Annotated in this window: 12 protein-coding genes and 1 tRNA gene; 4 read left to right on the forward strand and 9 right to left on the reverse strand. The window is 63.8% G+C overall.

Translation table 11 applies throughout. From position 1 onward, the window contains the following. Positions 1-39 precede the first annotated feature (39 nt). Together BUS42_RS04090 and BUS42_RS04095 are read right to left on the reverse strand one after the other, a co-directional pair. Positions 40-543, reverse strand: coding sequence for a cyanophycin metabolism-associated DUF1854 family protein (locus BUS42_RS04090; protein WP_074305491.1), 504 nt, complete (start codon positions 541-543; stop codon positions 40-42). 67 nt (positions 544-610) lie between these two features. Further along, entirely contained in the window at positions 611-2893 is a 2283-nt protein-coding gene (locus BUS42_RS04095) for a cyanophycin metabolism-associated ABC transporter (protein ID WP_074310667.1), read from the reverse strand. Between the two features lie 972 nt (positions 2894-3865). Between BUS42_RS04095 and cphA the strand changes: the two genes are divergently transcribed. Further along, on the forward strand, positions 3866-6535 hold the full coding sequence (cphA, locus tag BUS42_RS04100) for a cyanophycin synthetase (RefSeq protein WP_074305494.1): 2670 nt from the start codon (positions 3866-3868) through the stop codon (positions 6533-6535). 374 nt (positions 6536-6909) lie between these two features. Here cphA and BUS42_RS04105 read toward each other — a convergent pair whose 3' ends face one another. The 6 genes from BUS42_RS04105 to BUS42_RS04130 form a co-directional block, all read right to left on the reverse strand. Continuing rightward, a complete protein-coding gene (locus BUS42_RS04105) occupies positions 6910-7149 on the reverse strand; it encodes a ferredoxin (protein ID WP_074305495.1) in 240 nt (79 codons plus the stop codon). A gap of 76 nt (positions 7150-7225) precedes the next feature. Then, entirely contained in the window at positions 7226-8230 is a 1005-nt protein-coding gene (gene ilvC, locus BUS42_RS04110; protein WP_074310669.1) for a ketol-acid reductoisomerase, read from the reverse strand. Between the two features lie 175 nt (positions 8231-8405). Continuing rightward, entirely contained in the window at positions 8406-8960 is a 555-nt protein-coding gene (gene ilvN / locus BUS42_RS04115; protein WP_074305497.1) for an acetolactate synthase small subunit, read from the reverse strand. A 515-nt stretch (positions 8961-9475) separates the two neighbouring features. Continuing rightward, positions 9476-11008, reverse strand: coding sequence for a DUF4340 domain-containing protein (locus tag BUS42_RS04120; protein ID WP_074305499.1), 1533 nt, complete (start codon positions 11006-11008; stop codon positions 9476-9478). 153 nt (positions 11009-11161) lie between these two features. Beyond that, positions 11162-13930, reverse strand: coding sequence for a Gldg family protein (locus tag BUS42_RS04125; protein WP_074305501.1), 2769 nt, complete (start codon positions 13928-13930; stop codon positions 11162-11164). Positions 13931-14001: 71 nt separating this feature from the next. Beyond that, the gene (locus BUS42_RS04130; protein ID WP_074305502.1) at positions 14002-14730 is read right to left on the reverse strand and encodes an ABC transporter ATP-binding protein; all 729 of its coding nucleotides are present in this window, start codon (positions 14728-14730) and stop codon (positions 14002-14004) included. A 385-nt stretch (positions 14731-15115) separates the two neighbouring features. Here BUS42_RS04130 and BUS42_RS04135 point away from each other — a divergent pair, with 385 nt between their 5' ends. Together BUS42_RS04135 and BUS42_RS04140 are read left to right on the forward strand one after the other, a co-directional pair. Beyond that, positions 15116-16153, forward strand: a complete 1038-nt coding sequence (locus BUS42_RS04135) for a Gfo/Idh/MocA family protein (RefSeq protein ID WP_074305504.1) — start codon at positions 15116-15118, stop codon at positions 16151-16153. A 126-nt stretch (positions 16154-16279) separates the two neighbouring features. Continuing rightward, a tRNA-Arg gene (locus BUS42_RS04140) sits at positions 16280-16353 on the forward strand. Positions 16354-16550: 197 nt separating this feature from the next. Here BUS42_RS04140 and BUS42_RS43470 read toward each other — a convergent pair. Further along, positions 16551-16706 carry a hypothetical protein gene (locus BUS42_RS43470; protein ID WP_159452160.1) on the reverse strand — a complete coding sequence of 52 codons (156 nt, stop codon included), beginning with the start codon at positions 16704-16706 and terminating at the stop codon, positions 16551-16553. 256 nt (positions 16707-16962) lie between these two features. On the opposite strand from BUS42_RS43470, the gene BUS42_RS04145 reads away from it, so the two are divergent. Then, positions 16963-17622 (forward strand): hypothetical protein, encoded by a 660-nt coding sequence (locus BUS42_RS04145; RefSeq protein ID WP_143206238.1) that lies wholly within the window; start codon positions 16963-16965, stop codon positions 17620-17622. Positions 17623-17859: the final 237 nt, after the last annotated feature.

Below are 17859 nucleotides of genomic sequence, written 5' to 3' on the forward strand. Positions count from 1 at the left end.
GTCCTCTTCGATCGTGCCGACTGGCCTGGCGATACCGGCTCAGAGGAATCGCTCGAGGATTCGCCGGCTGGAGAGGTCGAGCAGGCGGATGTCGGGGACGTGGTAGCGGAGTTTTTGCGAGTCGGTGATCAGGACGCGATGCGCGGAGATCCGGCGGACGTCGTCCTCGCTGTCGAGGGTGAAGCGGGTGGCCCCGCGGTCGGTCTCGACGTCCCAATCGGAGGGGGAGATCTCGCCCGAGAGCCGGAGGATCCGTTTGATGACCGGGACGAACTCGCGGAGCGCGAGCTCCGCGTCGAGGATCTCGCGGACGGAGGGGGAGAGGTCCTCGAGCGACTCGATACAGAGGATCTCGCGGCCGTGGGTATCGCAGAGCGAGATCCAGAGGCTGGGGTCGGTGATCGGGAAGGCCCGGACCGGCTCGACCCCGACGTGGCGCTTGCCGTCGGCGTCGATCAGCACGAGCCGGCCCCAGGCGTCCTGGATCAGCCCGAACGGGGGGATCGTCGGTTTCGATACGCCGGGGGCGGGAACGGTTTCCACGGTGCGACCTTGCTCGTTAGACGTCATCGAAAAAAAACGAAACGGAACGGAACGGAGGGCTTCCTGGTCAGAGACTCGCCTGTCCCGCGACCAGTTCCATCTGGGCGCGATGAAGACGTGAATAGGCCCCTGGCCGTTTGAGCAGTTCGTTGGGGGGGCCGACCTCGGCGATCCGTCCGTGTTCGAGAACGACCAGGCGATCGGCGCGGCGGAGCGTGCTCAGCCGGTGGGCGATCGCGATGGTGGTCCGGCCGCGGATCAGGTTGTCGAGCGCTTCCTGGATCTCGCGCTCGGTCTCGGTATCGACCGACGAGGTCGCTTCATCAAGGATCAGGATTCGCGGATCGATCAGGATCGCCCGCGCGATCGAGATCCGCTGGCGTTCGCCTCCCGAGAGCGCCTGTCCTCGTTCGCCCACGATTGAGTCGTAGCCGTCGGGGAGTCGGAGGATGAAGTCGTGCGCCCGGGCGGCGCGGGCAGCCGCGATGATTTCGCCGCGCTCCGCGTTCGGGCGGCCGTACGCGATGTTCTCCGCGATCGTCCCATAGAAGAGGAACGGCTCCTGGAGCACGATCCCGATATGCCGGCGATACTCGGAAATGGCGTAGGAGCGGATGTCGACGCCGTCGACCAGGATCGCGCCGTCGCTGACATCGTAGAAGCGGCAGACCAGGTTCACCAGCGTGCTCTTACCTGCGCCGCTGGCTCCGACCAGGCCGATCATCTCCCCCGGTCGAATCGCCAGGTCGATGCCTCCCAGGATCGAGCGGCTGCCGTGGCGGAACGCGACCTGACGCAACTCGATCGCCCCTTCGATCCGGTCGGGATGAATTGGCCGCGCCGGTTCGGCCACGCTCGGCGCCCGGTCGAGGATTTCGAAGATCCGCTGGGCGCTGACCCCGGCGCGTTGGGTCGCCTGGACCATCCGGAGCATCGCCTCGAGTCGCATGTAGAACCGAGCGATCAGGGTGAGGAACATCGTCAATGCCCCCACCGTGATCCGATTGCCGTCGAAGATCATCCAGGCCCCCACGCCCCAGACGATGAGCAAGCCTCCTTGCGTCAGGAAGGTGGTCATCGGTCCGAAGAACGACCAGATCGTGTTGACCCGGTCGTTGACGGCCAGGACATGGTCATTGGTCTGGTGGAACCGCTCGACCTCGCGCCGTTCTTGGGCGAACGCCTTGACGACCCGGATCCCCGGGATCGTGTCGGCCAGGACGCTCGACATCGCCGCCCACGCCCGGCTCCCCTGTTGGAGCGCCCGGAGCATCTTGTAGCGGACGAACTGGACCAGCCACATAATGATCGGGAACGGCACCAGCGCGGCGATCGCCAGCAACGGGTCGCGGTAACAAAGCAAAGCCACCGTCATCGCGATCATGATGACGTCGGTGGCGAAGTCGAGCAGGTTGATCGACAGGAAGTTGCAGATCCGATCGGTGTCGCTCGTCAACCGCGACATCAGGTCGCCGGTGCGCTTGCCGCCGAAGAACTCGAGCGAGAGCTTATGGAGGTGCGAGTAAGTCTGGTTCCGCAAGTCGGCGCTGACGCGCTCGCTCACCCAGGCCAGGACATAAGTCCGCGCCCACCCGAGCAGCCAGGCCGCGACATAAGCCGCGGTCATCCAAAAGAGGTAGAAGCCGACCAGGCGAAAACTGCCGGTCCGGTCCTTCTCATACGGGATCAGGACCTGGTCGACCAAGGGCTCCGTCAAGGCGGCCGGCACCAGGCTGGCCGCCGTGCTCGCCAGCGTCAGCATAAACCCAAGCGCAATCATCCACCCACGCGGTCGCGCGAACTGGGAGAGTCTCAGGAGTGCGGAGGCGGCTTTGGAGGCGGACGGGGAGGAGCAGGCGGAGCAGGTCGCCTGCGCGGAGGTGAGCACGGCGCCGCAGGACGGGCAGACGGTTTCGGACGCGGAGTCGGGTCCGTCGCGGCCGTCGCGTGCCAGGGCGTCGAAGCGCTCGATGAAGCGATGAGCGGATTGGTTACGGCCGATCGTGTACCGCCAGTAGGCGAGTCGGCCCGCGGGATCGACCAACTCGAGCGAGCCGAGGCCCGCTCGATCGCGGGTCCGCAGCGTCAGGTCCTCGGTAATCGGCCACGATTGCCAGTGGGGCGAGGTGGCCGCGGCCCTCGAATCGTCGGGTGCCGCGGGTTCGCCGTGGAGCAACCGGCGATCGGTCAGGACGAGAAGGCTCGTCCCGTAATGCAGGCGGTGATCCAGGTCGGGAGCAAACCAGGCGAGTGGCCTCTCCCCCGGTTCCAGGCGCGTCTCGAGTTCCCCACCCCAGGCCCCCGGCAGTGGGCCCAGACCATCGTTGACACCGTCCACTTTGGGGATCACCAAACGACCTTCCTCAAGCCCGCGGCTCGACCTGATCTCGTCCTTGGAATGGACCGTCCTTACCTTTACTTAGTCTTAGAGTACGGACAATCTATTCTAAGGGTTGAATTCCGTTTGGACAGAGCACTCATTTGGTGGGGCTCGAGTTGGCCGCGCGATTCGGTTGGTTTGTTAAGAAAACATTTACGAATTCGGAAAAGGCTTCGGGCAATTGGGCCCGGGAGAGCGTGACCGACCTGAACAAACGAGAATCCAGTTGGGGGGGTGGCAACGTCCCTCGATCTCTAGATTTGAAACTTTCATGGTATCGAGTTGATTTTTCAGGGGCCGGACGCCTAAAGTAAAGCACTTCCTTTCTAGCGGGGCATGTTCTTGGTTACGTAGGTTCATGGGAAACAGTTGAGTCAATGGATTGACGCTGCCTCGCTTTGGATCGCAGGGGGTCACTTGATTCGGAACGTCCACCGCGAGGTCCTATCCACCTCGCCCGGTCTCTTTCGCGGTCCCGTCACTTCGGTGGCGGCTCAGCGCAATCGCGATGGCACAGCCCTGGTTCGTGCGCGGGGCTATGCGGCTTGGGGGGCCTGTCCCCCCCCTCTCTCCGGCTCGGGGGTCGCTCTCCCCCCGCAACTATGTTCCTCGATCGAGAAACACCGAAACCCTTCTGACATCGCCCCAACGCTCGGCCCGATTTCTCCGTACTGATACGTTAGTCGAGCGAATCAAGAGGCGGGACTTCGATGCCACGAGCTTTGAAGTCCGGGCCGGGGGATCTCAAGAGGCGTTCGATCCTGTCACAGGTTTCCTGAGCAGAAAAGCCAGGTCCGTTTCGAGAACTGATACTTCCCTCGCGTGGATGGCTCGCGCCTGCGTGGGGTTCGTGAGAGGTATCAACCGACGATCATCGCTCCTTCGGGTCGGCACAACATCAACACAGCCGCGATGCCAATTCCGTCTGGGAGGTTCGAGTCCATGGAGTTTCTGAAGGTCCTTGCCCTGCGTGGGCCGAATATGTGGGCGAATTTTCCCGTGCTCGAGGCGTGGGTGGACCTGGGGGCGCTGAAGGATTCGCCCTCCACCTCCATCCCTGGTCTCAACGACCGGCTGATGAGCTGGCTCCCGACGATGATTGAGCATCAGTGCAGCGAAGGAGTGCGCGGCGGGTTCTTCCAGCGACTCCGCGAGGGGACCTACCCGGCGCACATCCTGGAGCACGTGACGCTCGAGCTCCAGGAACTGCTCGGCATGCCGGTCAAGTACGGCCGAGCCCGGGAGATGAAGGAAGATTCGAGCGTCTATAAAGTGGTCGTGCAATACCGCGAGGAAACGGTGGGCCGCGCCTGCCTCTTCGCCGCCCGAGAACTGGTCCTGGCGGCGATTGCCGACCGACCGTTCGACGTGAAGGCCGAGGTCCAGCGGCTCCGTGAGTTGGCCCACGAGGTTTCCCTCGGGCCGAGCACCGCCGCGATCGTCGCGGCCGCCAAAACGCGGGGGATTCCCCATCGCAGACTCAATTCCGGCAGCCTGATCCAGCTCGGTCAAGGGGCGAGGCAAAGGCGCATTTTGACCGCCGAGACCGACCGCACCGGTGCGATCGCCGAGTCGATTGCCCAGGACAAAGACCTCACCCGGACCCTCTTGAACGCCGTCGGCGTGCCGGTGCCCGAGGGGCGGCCGGTTGCCGACGCCGACGATGCCTGGGAAGCGGCTCGGAGCATCGGCCATCCGGTCGTCATCAAGCCGCGGTTCGGCAACCAAGGGCGGGGCGTCGCGACCAACCTTTCCACCCGTGAGCAGGTCGTTACGGCCTATCAGAACGCTCGCGAGCAGGGGGATGAGGTGGTGGTCGAACGCTACGCTCCGGGCGCTGACTACCGGATCTTGGTGATCGACGGCAAGGTGGTCGCCGCCTCCCGCCGCGAACCGGCCCACGTCATCGGCGATGGCCGGCAAACGATTGCCCAGCTCGTTGAGCATGTGAACACCGACCCGCGCCGTTCCGATCACCACGCCACCGCGCTCAGCAAGATCGTGCTCGACCCGATCGCGTTGGAAGTGTTGAGCGAGCAAGGGGTCACGCCCAATTCGATCCCCCACAAGGATGAGCGGGTCTTGATCCGCCGCAACGCGAACCTGAGCACGGGTGGAACCGCCTCCGACGTGACCGACGAGGTCCATCCCGACGTCGCCGCACGCTCGATCGACGCGGCCCGCGTGATCGGACTCGACATCGCCGGCGTGGATATCGTCGCCTTGGACATCAGTCGCCCGCTCGAAGAGCAGGGCGGGGTGGTCGTCGAGGTCAATGCCGGACCTGGCCTGCGGATGCACCTCGAGCCGTCGTCGGGCACGCCCCGGCCGGTTGGCGAGGCGATCATCGACATGATGTTCCCCGAGGGGGAGAATGGGCGGATCCCGCTGATCGCCGTGACCGGCGTGAACGGCAAGACGACCACCACGCGGTTGATCGCACATATCATGCGTGGCACCGGTAAGACGGTGGGAATGACCAATAGCGACGGCATCTATATTGATAACCGTCGGATCGAGGCCGGTGATTGCAGTGGCCCCCAGAGCGCCCGCGCCATCTTGCTCAACCCCAAGGTCGACGTGGCTGTTTTGGAGGCCGCCCGCGGGGGCATCCTTCGCGAGGGGCTTGGCTTCGATAAGTGCGACGTCGCCGTCGTGACCAACATCGGCGAAGGGGACCACCTCGGCCTTTCCGGAATCGAAACGCTCGAAAAACTGGCCCTCGTCAAGCGAACGATCGTCGACGTTGTCCAGCCGACCGGTGTGGCGGTCCTCAAGGCGGACGACCCCTGGGTCGAGCAGATGGCGCCCAAGTGCCCGGGCTCGGTGCTCTTCTTCTGCCGCGACGCCCAGCACCCGGTGATTCAGGCGAAGCGCGAGCAAGGGGGCCGGGTTGCCTTCGTTCGCGACGAGGTCGTGATCCTCGCCGAGGGGACGAACGAGATTTCACTCGCACCCTTGTCGCGGATCCCGTTGACCTATGATGGTCGCGTGGCCTTCCAGGTCGAGAACGCCTTGGCCGCCGCGGCCGCCGCGTGGTCGGCCGGGGTTCCGCTCGACCTGATCCGGATGGGACTGGCGACTTTCACCAGCAGCGCCCACGTGACCCCGGGCCGGTTCAACGTTCTGGAAGCCAACGGCGCGGCCGTCATCATCGACTACGGTCACAACCCGTCCGCCGTGACCGCCCTGGTCGAGGCGCTCGAGATGTTCCCGCAACAGCGGCGGACGATCATCTTCTCGGCCGAAGGCGACCGCCGCGACGAGGATATCGTGCGACAGACCGAGATCCTCGGCGACGCGTTCGACAGCGTCATCCTCTACGAATATCCCAATCGCAGAGGACGGGAGCCCGGCGAAATTCTCGGCCTGCTTCGGGAAGGGTTTGCCACGGCGACCCGGCTCTCCGACATCATCGAGGCCCCCGATGAGCCGACGGCGATCGACCAGGCGCTTCGCGCCCTCAAGCCGGGCGATCTCCTCGTCGTCCAGCCCAAGGAAATCGATGACGTCGTGAGCGAGGTGATTCGGTTCCTCGAAACGACTCCGCCCAAGACCGAGCGCAAGTCGCACACCGCGGCCCGTGCCCTGGTCGGCCAGGCAGGCTCCTGAACTTCTTGGCAACCCTTGATTTGACTGCTTGACCGTACTTTAGGGGCGTGGACGCTATCCCTCGTTTGGAACTGGTCGACGTCCATGCCTTGGTCGGTGGGACTAACGGAACTCGTCCCACCGATCACTTTCTCTTTTTTGCCGTCACGAAACGTCCCGTCGGGTGGGCATGGCCCACCACTTCATGGGATCAGCCTGGTGACGCAAGCGCAAATGCATGGGGACGAGGCCCAGTTGTGGGCCGTCCCCATGATCCAAGAGTCGAGAGGCGACTCATGAGACAACGGAGGCAGAGGTGTGGATGCAAAGCTGGTTCGGAACCGGTCGTCGTCCATGCCTTTGATCGGTGAGCCGGGAGGAACCCGGCTCACCGATCACTCCGACTCACCGTCGTTGCCGATGGCTTCGACGGGGCATTCTTCCATGGCGGCCAGGCAGGCGGCGAGCTCCGCCGCGTCGACCGGCTGGCGGATGACGAAGCTGTAACCCTCCGCGTCGTGGCGGACGAAGTTCAGCGGGGCGGTCTCACGGCAGAGGTCGCAATCGATGCAGGTGACATCGACGTAGAAGCTGCCGGCCACGTTTTCGGGGACCATCTGGCTCTTGTCGGCCATTTGCTGGCGGACGGCGCCCGCTTATTTAAGGCGGGCGCGCGTCTCGTTCCCTTCCGTCTAAACTGGACTGGTGGGATCAAACGGACTTGGCGTCAATCCAGGTCATCAGGCTGCGGAGCCGCTTGCCAACCTGTTCGACCGGGTGATCGCGCTCGAGCCGACGCACCGCGTTGAAGACGGGGCGGCCGACCTTGTTCTCCATGATCCACTCGCGGGCGAACTCGCCCGACTGGATCTCTTTGAGAATCTTCTTCATCTCGACCCGGGTCTGCTCGTTGATGATCCGCGGGCCGCGGGTGTAGTCGCCGAATTCCGCCGTGTTCGAGATGCTGTAGCGCATGTAGTTGAGGCCGCCCTGATAGATCAGGTCGACGATCAGCTTCAGCTCGTGGAGGCACTCGAAGTAGGCGCTTTCCGGCTGGTAGCCGGCTTCGATCAGGGTCTCGAAGCCCATCTTGACCAGGGCGCTGACGCCACCGCAGAGGACGACCTGCTCACCGAAGAGGTCGGTCTCGGTTTCCTCGGCGAAGGTGGTCTGAAGCACGCCGCCGCGGGTGCCGCCGATCCCCTTGGCATAAGCCAGGGCGAGCGCCTTGCCGGCGTCCGAGGTGGTTTCGCTGGTGGCGATCAGGCAGGGGACGCCGCCCCCCTTGACGTACTCGCTACGGACGAGGTGCCCGGGTCCTTTGGGCGCCACCAGGCCGCTGTCGACCCCTTGAGGGGGGACCACCTGGCCGAAGTGGATGTTGAACCCGTGGGAGCAAAGCAGGAGGTTGCCGGGACGAAGCTTGGGCTTGATGTCCTGGGTGTAGATGTCCCCCTGGACTTCGTCGGGCAGAAGGATGTTGACCAGGTCGCCCGCTTCGGCGGCCTCGGCGGCGGAGACCGGCTTGAAGCCGTGTTCGACCGCCAGGTCGTAGTTGGCCGATCCGGGGCGCTGTCCTACGACGACGTTGCAACCCGAGTCACGGAGATTTTGGGCCTGGGCGTGCCCTTGGCTTCCGTAGCCAATGATCGAGATCGTTTTGCCCTTCAACAGACCCAGGTCGGCGTCCTGGTCGTAAAACATCGTGGCCGGCATCGACGGCTCCCCTTCAAGCATAAGGAGAGTTGCTGTTGGCTCACGGAGGATGGCTCGTCAGAGGCAAAACAACACTTGGAGACCGATCGCGTGAGAGAGCGAGTCACTCACGCGGTCGAGACCCAAGGGCGATCGGAAACGAACGAGCCACGAACCGGAAACCACCAGGAACTCATTACAAATTGGAATGTCCCAGGACGGTCGGCGTGCTCTCGTCGGCGTCAGTAGCCGCGGTCTCCTCGCAAGTGACCGGACGGCTGCCACGAACCAAGGCAATCCGGCCGGTCCGCGCCAGTTCGCGAATCCTGTACGGGCGGACGGCCTCGATGAACGCCTCGATCTTCTTCTCCTGGCCGGAGATTTCGATCATCAACTGCTCAGGTCCGATGTCGACGATACGACCTCGGTAGCTGTCGACCAGCGCCTTGATCTCGGCGCGGCGGTCGGGGGTGGCGTCGATCTGGATCAAGATCAAGTCGCGCTCGACAAAGTCTTCTCGCGAGATGTCGAGGACTTTGACGACCGTGACGATCTTCTCGAGCTGTTTGCGCACCTGCTCCAGAAGGCGATCGTCTCCCATCACCACGACGGTGATCCGGGAGAGGTGGGGATCTTCGGTCTCGCCCACTGCCAGACTATCAATATTAAACCCGCGCGAGGCAAACATCCCCGAAACGTGGGCCAAGACGCCCGGCTGGTTTTGCACCAGCGCTGAGAGAACATGCCGCATTCGTCCCGTTCCTCGCGCCGCGGTCCCTGAACCTGAACCTGTGCTCGTCGTCGTCGTCGCCTCAGCCCCCATCGCGAATCGAACCCCCTCAGTCTCAGGCGTCCGCCCCATACCGCGCAACACGCTGGTGCGAACCGCGGAAACAATGAATGTACCCCCCCCGTCTCGCCCTCGCAAGGGGGTCGAGATGACTCGAGCACGGGGTCACAGGGGCGAAGTCGACGGTCGACCTGCCCCGAGCCACGCTCACGAGACAATCCGAGGTGCGATGACGTTCGCATTGACGCGGGCGAGTTTCCCGAAAAAATCGCCCGTTCGATCGAACCGAGCTCTGTGGTTTTGAGGCGAGCGAGAGGTGGTTGGCACGCTCGCCCTCGATTCCCCATGAAGCCAGCGAGCTGACTCTCCCCGCTCGCTTTTGAGGCGAGCGAGAAGAGTTGGGGCCGCTGTCATTGGGGTCACGAAGACAGGGAGCTGACGCTCCCCGCTCGCCTTTCAGGCGAGCGGAGCTTTGATTATTGACCGGGGAAACCGGGGATTCCTTGGTGAGGGAAACCCCCCATGCCTGGCGGCATGCCGCCGGAGGCCGGGGCCTTGGGTTTGGGATCCTGGATCAAGTTGGCGCGGTCGAGGGAGATCGACTTGAAGCTCTCGCCCGGGGTGACGTAGTACCAGCCCGCGAACCGTTCGGTCAGTTCGTTGGCCCGCTTCTGGCCATCGGCGATTTTCCGCTCCTGGTCGGCCTTTTCGCGGTCCGCCTTGTCCTTGGCTTCCTTCTCTTCGGCGATCCGCTTGGGGTCGTCGGGGGCCTTCTGGAACGGGTCTTCGGGAAGCGTCAACGGCCCCTTCGGCTCTTCAACTGGAGCGGGCTGGGGGATCAGGCTGGGGTCGAAGGAAACGGTGACCATGAGGTAGCGGTTCTCCGCGGCCCCTTGCGGCTTCTTCGCGTTGTCCTTCGCCGCTGCCGATTCGTCGGTTCCGGCCGTCAGGTCCAGGCCACTCGCAATGACGACTTCACCGTACCGGAGCGTGTAGACGACCCCTTCCTCGGTGCTGACGATCACGTCCCCTTGGTTGGAGTAGAGCCCCTTGGCCGTCGGGTAGAACCCTTTGGTCACGAGCGAGCTCAGGCCTTGCTGGGTCGTCGGCTTGACCTCGCCCCCGGTGGCCACCTTCAACTCGCGGCTGAGCCCGTCCGGCTTGGGGCGAACTCCGACGATCTTGAGGTCGCTGAGCGCGGTGGTCATGGCCGTCAGCTTCTCGGCGTCGAGTTCCTTCCCTTCGGGAACGCCTTCGGTGGTCCAGGGACCGTTTGCGTCTTTACGCTCGAGGGTCAACACGTCGCCGGGGACGATCGCGCGGCGCTCGGGGTCGACCTTGTGGTGGTCGATCACCACTTTGCGGACCTTGCTGGCGTCGAGCTTGAGCAAGTTCGTTTCGATCCAGTCGGCGAACTTGGTCGAGAGGTCCGCCTTGACGTTGACCCCGTAGATCCGCTTCTGGCCCGGAACCCGAACGTAGCGCTGGCCTTTGGCCGGCTCGCCGCCGGGCGAGTCCTTTTCCTTGCGGACCTCGTTGCCGATGATCAGGTCGGCGAGGACTTTTTCGGAAGCGTCGCGGAGCGTAACCCGCTTGCCACGCCCCTTGAGGCTCGTCACCTTGGCGTCGAGCGGGTCGACCACGCCCATCTCTTCCTGGTCTTCCACCCGGTCGGAGCGGATCGTGTCCTTGTTCAGGTCCATCACGCTGGAGGCCGTCTTGGCGAGCCGGTCCTTGGCGTCGGCCGGATAGTCGTAGTGGGACGGGATCACCCACTTACCGTCCTTGAACTTGACCTCGAATTCCGAAGCGGTCGCCGTCGAGGGCTCGTAGTCAACCACCTGGAGGTCGGTGCAGGCGAACGGATCTTTGAACTCGGGGAAGAAGGGCTGCCCCGCGTCGACAAACGCGATGTCTTGAGCCGATCGATCGGGGACTCTCAAAAAGGCCGCGCCCGTGAGCAGCACGGCCCCGGCAACGAATACGAGCGTCTTGGTCGTCTCTTTCATTGTCTCTGCTTACCTCGGGTGAGGATGTTGATTCCAGGGATGAGGAGGAGGGAAACCGCCGAGCGTCGGCTCGCGAATCCAAACCCAAGCAGGGGGGGGTGGACTGTCCCCACCCCTGCCGGGACCAAGTTCGGATCAGGCGTCTCAGCCGACTCAGGCGAGCCGATTCGGGTTGGCCCCTTGGTTTTCACGTCGGAGCCGAGTGGCGAACACCAGGAGTCCGAGAATCAACGGGGGAAGCGGGGGCAGTGCGATCGCCACCGCGCGAACCTCGTTCTGCGTCCGGCGGATCTCCTGCTCGGTGTCTCCCTTGATCTCGAGGATCTTCTTCCGCTTCTGGTCGTCGATGTTGGCCTTGTCGACGTCGAGTCGGCGGTTGGCGATCTCCTGGAGTTGGAGGACCCGGATCTCCTTGGTCCGCTCATCCATGTCTTTGCTCGAACGAACCGCCTCCACTTCCTTGTCGAGTCGCTTTTGAAGCTTGTCGAGCAGTTGCTTGGCCTCGTCCTCGGCCGCCTTGGTCTCGTTCTGGCGGATCTCGATGAACGTCTTGTTCTTGGCTTCGAGCAGCGAGAGGGTGCGGTGCTCGGGACGACGCTTGCGGAGGTCGACGAACGCGTCGTCACCGGCAAGGACGTCGACGCAGTTGAGCACGAAGGTCACGTTGTCGAGCTCGAGGTTCTCGGCCCGCTGCCTGCGGAGCATGAAGAACTGCTCGGAGATCACGTCGAGGTCAGCGATCGCGATCACGTCGATCGCGGCCGCTTTCTTCTCCGCCTCCTTGGTTTTCTCCTCCGCTTTATCCTTCTCCTTCGCCTTTTCAGGCTCAGCCGCGGGCTTCCCTTGGACGCGGGCGGCCAGGGTATACGCCAGGCCGGTGGGGAAGTGGGGCCGGTTCGGGTTGATCCCCGACGGACCCATGAAGCTCTGCTGCATCACTTCGCTGAACGGAAGTGTGCCGCCTGACTTGTTGGTGCGGAGCAAGGGGGTGAAGTCGAGTCCGGCTCCCCCGCGCTGACGGAGCAGGCCGGGGAAGAGCGTGACCACTTCCTGTAAGCCGGAGCTGACCGCCTGGTCGGCATTGAACGCGTCCTCCGCGCCACTGTGCTTGCTCACGAAGACGACCTCGGGGGGCAGGTCGGCCAGGGCAGGGTGCGGGTTGTACGGGTTCCAGACAATCTCAGACGAGGGCCAATCGATCCCGACCAACTCGAGCAAGGGGCGCAAGTCCCCTTTCGGCTCCGGTGGCTGGCCACCGCCGAAAGGTCCACCCGCCGGAGCGCGAGGCACCTCGGGCGAAATCTGCGGATTCTCGTAGGGCAAGGGGTCAAGGAAAAGGAGCACCGGCCCGCCTTGCTTGACGTAGGCCGTCAGGTTATCGATCTGCTTCTGGGTCAGCGAGGAGGGCTGGGCGACGAGCAGGACGTCCAGGTCCGTGGGCAGCGTGGCGTCGGGCGAGACCGAGCTGACGTTGTACTGCTTCTTGAGCTCGGTGACGATCGACCACTCGGGGCTCTGGCCCATCGAGCGGAAGTCGAAATTCCCCATCAGCTTGGCGTCGGTATTCAGGATGCCGACGTTCTTCCGGCCGCTTCGCGAGACGACGCGGAGCGAGCGGGTCAGCTCATACTCGACCGGCAAGCCACGATCGAAGAAGGGGATGATGACTTCTTCCAGCCCCGAGTTGAACGCCACCCCGAGGAAGACTTCGGTGGAGGTCTGGCGCGCTTCGTCGGCGGTCATAACCCGGCGCGGCTCGATGCCGAAGCGTTTTTCGGCGTCGCGGGCCTGGGGCGAATAAAGCTCCGTCTCGACCAGGTTCAGGCGGACCTTGTCCCCCCCTTTGGCGGCAAACTCTTTGAGCAAGCCGATCATGTCGGCCTTGGTTTCCACGAACTCACGAGGGACTTCGGGGCTGTAATACGCCTGGATGAAGACGGGCCGATCCTTGGGGATCTGCTTGAGCGCGGCCAGGGTCTCGGGGGAGAGGGTGTGCAACCGGGCCGCGCTGGTGTCCGCCCGGACTCCCGCCCGCGCCACCAAGACGTTCAGGCTGGCCAGGGCCATGACGACCGCGACCACCCGAACCAGCGAATGGCCCCAGCGGCCGTTGCTCGCCTGACCGCCCGCCCAATGCCTTCGTCCCAGCAGGACCATGTTCACGTAAAGAAAGGCCGCGGCCAGCGAGACGAAGTAGAAGAGGCCGGCCAGGGGCACGACCCCCGTGCCGAAGTCGTGGAACTGCGCGGGGACCGACAGGTCCTCGAACTGCCGGCGCAGGGTTCCCCCCAGGGGAGAGCCGAGCAGGCCAAGGAAGGCCGGGACCGCGCAGAAGACCGCGCCGAGGATGAACGCGACCGTGACGTTGGCCGAGAGGAGCGAGCCCACCATGCCCAACGCGATCAGCATCACCCCCATCAGCCAGTAGCCGAGGTAGGTCGCGAACATGATCCCCAGGTCGGGCGAGCCGAGCCACTTGAGGATCGCCACCTGGGTGAGTGAGAACGCCAGGGCCACCGTATAGATCCCGACGGCGGCGAGGTACTTGCCGAGCACCACGTCGACGTCATGAGCGGGGAGCGTGAATAAGAGCTCGTCGGTCCCCAGCCGCCGTTCCTCGGCCCACGTGTTCATCGTGATGGCCGGAATGAAGAACAGGAGCAGGTAGGGCATCCAGTCGTTCAAGGGGGCGAGATTGGCCAGGTTGTTCGTAAAGAACACCGGCTGCCAGAACGCGACCCAGGAGCTGACGAAGACGAACAAGGTAATAAAGACATAACCAGCCGGGTTGCTGAAATAGCTCAAAAAGTTCCGCTTGAAGATCGCTCGGATGACTGGCAAGCGGAACGGCGACGACCGGCGGACTCCCGGGTTCGCCCTCGGAGGGGTCGGCTTGGTTGAATTCTTATGGAGCGTGGTCACCGTATCGGTCCTGTTGTGCGGAATAGGCGGAATAAAGCGGAGAAGAAATCCTCGGGGTTGGCCTCAGTTCGTCAGACCGGCTGCGCGGTCAGACGATGGAACTGATCCTCGAGCGACTTACCCTCGGCCCTCAATTCGGCCGGCTTGCCGTCGAAGACGATCTTGCCGTCGTGGATGAACAGGACGCGGTCCGCGACCGGCTCGACCTCCTGGAGGATGTGGGTCGACACGAGCACCGTTTTCGACTTGCCCAGTTCTCGGATCAGGGTTCGGACGCCGCGAATCTGGTTGGGGTCGAGCCCGCTGGTCGGCTCATCCATGATCAGGACTTCGGGGTCGTGGACCATCGCCGCCGCCATCGAGACCCGCTGGCGGTATCCCTTCGAAAGCTTGCCGATGGGCTTGTGCGCCACCGACTCGAGCGAGCACTGAGCCAGGACCGACTCGATCCGGGTCCGGAGGTAGTTTCCGGACAGCCCGCGCGCCTGGCCGAAGAAGTCGAGCAGGCTTTGCGGGGTCATGTCGGGATAGAGCGGGCCGTTTTCCGGCAGGTAGCCGATGTGCTGGGCCGCCTCGATCCGGTCCGCCTGGACGTCAATCCCGGCGATCCGGGCCGTCCCTCGGGTGGGGGCGACGAACCCGGTCAGAAGCCGCATCGTGGTTGTCTTGCCCGCCCCGTTGGGACCGAGGAACGCGACCACTTGTCCTCGAGGGATCGAGAACGTCACGTCACGGACGGCCAGGAACGTGCCATATTGCTTGGAAAGCCCGTGGGCTTCAATCATTAACGGAGTGGACATGCCTCAGCTACCTCTTCAAACCACTCGTGGTTATTCCAGTGGAGCGACCCCGGGCGACCGAGTGTTGCGCTCGTCGCACGACGAAAACTGGGGCTTTTCACTTGCTCCACCTCCCGCGTTGGGCAGGGGGCGTCATTGGCCCTCATTATGCGCGGCTTGAGGGCGCGACGCAACCGGCACGACCCGTCCTGCTTCTCCCGGTTCGCTGACGTCGGTTGATGCGTCAAGTCGGCACTTTTTTTTTCCGCGAAATGGTTGGACGCAGTCAGGGACGGTCGGTCTAATTCGTGACCTGGGATCAGATCGTTCTACGCAAACGAGGGTTCCAAGGTTCGTGGGACGCGTCCTCGTTCTTCCGGATCAGGCTCTTTTGAGGACGGATCGAATGCGTCTCTCGTCCCCGCTGCGTGGCGGCCTGATCGGCTGCGGCTATGTGTCGCAGTATCATCTCGAGGCTTGGAAGACCGTCCCCAACGCGCGGATCGTGGCGCTCTGCGACCGCGATCCCGAACGTCTCGAACGCGCGGGGCGAATCCTCCCGGGTCAGGCCTACCGTGATGCGGCCGAGTTGCTGAGCCACGAGCACCTCGACTTCGTCGAACTCTGCACCGGGCCCGAGTCGCACCGCGAGCTGGTCGCGCTCGCGGCCCGCCACGGAGTCCATGTCCTCTGTCAAAAGCCCTCGGCGGCCGTTCGCTCGGACCTGCAAGCGATGATCGCGTCCTGCGCTGCGGGATCGGTTCGTCTGATGATCCACGAGAACTGGCGGTTCCGCCCGTGGTATCGCACGCTCAAACGCGAGCTCGAGTCCGGCACGATCGGTCGGCCGATCCGCCTCCGGCTGGCGCACCGCGACACCCGCGCCTTGCGTCCCGATGGGTTTCGCGATCAACCCTACTTCGCGACGATGCCGCGTTTGATCCTCATCGAAATGGGTTGCCACCTGGTCGACACCGCCCGCTACCTGCTGGGCGAGGTCGAAACCGTGTCGGCGACCGTGGGCCGATTTGGTGCGGGCCACATCGGCGAAGATCTTGCGACTCTCTCCCTCGGTTTTGCCAGCGGCGCGATCGGCCTTCTCGACATGACCTGGTGTGCGCCTCCCGACGTGGCACGCCCGGAGTGGGCCCTCAATGAAACGGCCGTTGAGGGGAGCGAGGGCCTTTTGAAGCTTCAGACCGACGGCTCGCTCCTGCGGATCGGCCTCGACGGCACGACCGAGCAGAGGCTTGTTCCGTTGAAGTCGGACGACCGCGTCTACGTCGACGGTTACGCCCAGACTCAAGACCACTTCATCGAAGGCCTGCTCCAAGACACGCCCCACGAGACCAGCGGCACCGACAACCTGAAAACCATGGACATTATCTGGGCCGGCTATTCCTCGGCCGAGGAGGGCCGGTTGGTCCGACTCCGGGGCGACTGAAGTGAATCTGTGCGGGTTATTCAGGCCTGATTCATCGAAAACCAGATTTTATCGTGTTTTGGGATTTCTCCCGGCCGCCGACCTCGTTAGTATATCTCGTGTCGGCCATGGAGCCGAATGAGAGACGCACCCGTAGCTCAATTGGATAGAGCATCGGTCTACGGAACCGAAGGTTAGAGGTTCGAATCCTCTCGGGTGTATTGAAGCAAAAACCCCTGGTAGAACCCAGGGGTTTTTTGTTGGGCCGAGGTTCTTAAAACCGACGTCCTTAAAACCTGCCGCCATTCCTTGGGGGCACGTCGGCGAATTCCTCATTCGTAGGTGGCTTTCGCTGTGGACGGGAACGCGGTGGTCTCACCCGAAGCCCGACGCCCAATCTCGTACCACAGTCGGTGGTTCAATCGAATCGGCGTCGCCACTTGGCGTTTGCGACCGGAAGCACCGCCTCGAGACTACGCAACTCACCGAGTCGCACGTCCGGCCTGTGCATGGCCGCTCCGGAGATGATCCGCCTGGGCTGATCCAGCGGGTCGGGCTTGGGAGTCAGGTCCATGGTGAGCGTCTTCGGCGAGCACCTGACGGGATCACCTCCGATCGGTTCGCCACCGGCCCTGATTCGTCCCGGTCTGTGATGGGGTTGCGTTGCGTGGTCGATTGGGGCGATTTCATCACGTTTCTCGTGTCTCGGTCTGGCCTCTTTGCACGCGGTGCTCTATGTTGGCATGCGTCATTGAGTTTTATGTACCGCATCGGGCGGTCTCGTTGTCGCTCGCCCCTTGATGTCGGTACGTCAGCGATAGGGGAAGACTATGGAATCGCAGATCTGGTCGAAGACTCAGGAAAAGTGGGCCTTCATCCTCGTTCTCCGGGGCCACGAGGTCCACTGTTTGAAGGTTACGGGGATATCGCTGACGATTAAACGCAAAGTCCAGGGCGTGCTTGAAGCGCTGCAGCAGGGCAAGGCCCCGGCGGAAGTGGGGGCCAAGTCGGTTCAGACCCTCGACGCCCGGACGATCGGCAAGGCCGAAGTGAGCCCGGGCAACGGCTCTCTGACCCTCCACGGCGAGGCGGACGGCTCCAAGCCGCTGAAATTCTCGTCGGCCGATGACAATGCCGATGAGATTCTGCGCGCGATCCTGGCACAGTCCGGCCGAACCTACCAGCCGGCCCAGGAGGAGATCGGGGTGGTCGAGGCCGTACTCCCGCTCGCGATCTTCGGTGCCCTGGCCGGGTTGTTCTGGGCGGGGGTCTACCAGGCCGCGGGCAAGATGGCGGCAGGCGAGGTGGTCGAAGTCACGGGATACCGGCGCCGCGGCATGCAGCAGATGCTGATCAAGGTGGCCGAGATTCTGGGCACCGGCGGCACGATCGCGGTCGGTGTGGTGCTGCTCGTCTTGATCGTCGGCTGGGCCGTGCAGCGGATCATCCACCGGCCCGAACGCACCGTCTGGCTGCCCGAGAAGGCCTGACAGCGATCCCGTCCTGAGCGCCTACAACCCACCCGTCGCCCCTTGTCCAGTCGATCGTTCTGATCCGAACGCGCTCGCTTCGGTGGGGCCGGGGTCTCCGGCCCCGGACGTCGGGCCGTTGCACCAGGGTCGGAGGCCGCAGCTCCACCGAGCGAGCGCACAGGAGGTCGAGACTCCAGCCTCCTTGATCTGAGCGGCCCGAGGGAAAACCGCTCTATCATTGGGAGTAAGGTCCGT

It is taken from the genome of Singulisphaera sp. GP187 (assembly GCF_900129635.1).
Lineage (GTDB): Bacteria > Planctomycetota > Planctomycetia > Isosphaerales > Isosphaeraceae > Singulisphaera.